Source organism: Rubneribacter badeniensis (assembly GCF_002899695.1).
GTDB lineage: Bacteria > Actinomycetota > Coriobacteriia > Coriobacteriales > Eggerthellaceae > Rubneribacter > Rubneribacter badeniensis.
The window spans coordinates 1-543 of the sequence record NZ_PPEL01000188.1; the positions used below are offsets into that span (position 1 = coordinate 1).

Consider the following 543-nt stretch of genomic DNA (forward strand, 5'->3'; position numbering starts at 1 on the left):
GAAGAGGTGATCGCATGCTGTTATCGGTGAAGAACCTCTCCACGGAGTTTCCCGTCAAGAAGGGCATCGTCAAGGCCGTCGAGGACGTGAGCTTCGACGTGGACGCCGGCGAGATCCTGGCCATCGTGGGCGAGTCGGGCTCCGGCAAGTCCGTGACCAGCCTCTCGGTCATGGGCCTTCTGGCCGAGCCGGGGCACGTGGCCGGCGGCTCGATGGAGTTCGAGGGCAAGGACCTGGTGACGCTGTCCGAACGCGAGTACCGCGAGCTGCGCGGCAACGACATGGCCATGATCTTCCAAGAGCCCATGACGTCGCTCAACCCGGTGTACCGCGTGGGCAAGCAGATCGTGGAGGCCATCCGCACGCACGAGAACGTGTCGAAGAAGGAGGCGCGCGAGCGCGCCATCGACATGCTGCGCAAGGTGGGCATCCCGAGCCCCGAGAAGCGCATCGACGACTACCCGCACCAGATGTCGGGCGGCATGCGCCAGCGCGTCATGATAGCCATGGCGCTGTCGTGCAACCCGAAGCTGCTCATCGCCG

The 543-nt window shown here is 65.2% G+C and carries 1 protein-coding gene; it reads left to right on the forward strand.

Going from position 1 to position 543, the window contains the following annotated elements; genetic code table 11:
- Positions 1–14: 14 nt before the first annotated feature.
- Positions 15–543, forward strand: a 529-nt coding sequence (locus C2L80_RS13585) for an ABC transporter ATP-binding protein (protein WP_129589983.1), incomplete at its 3' end; no start/stop codon positions are given.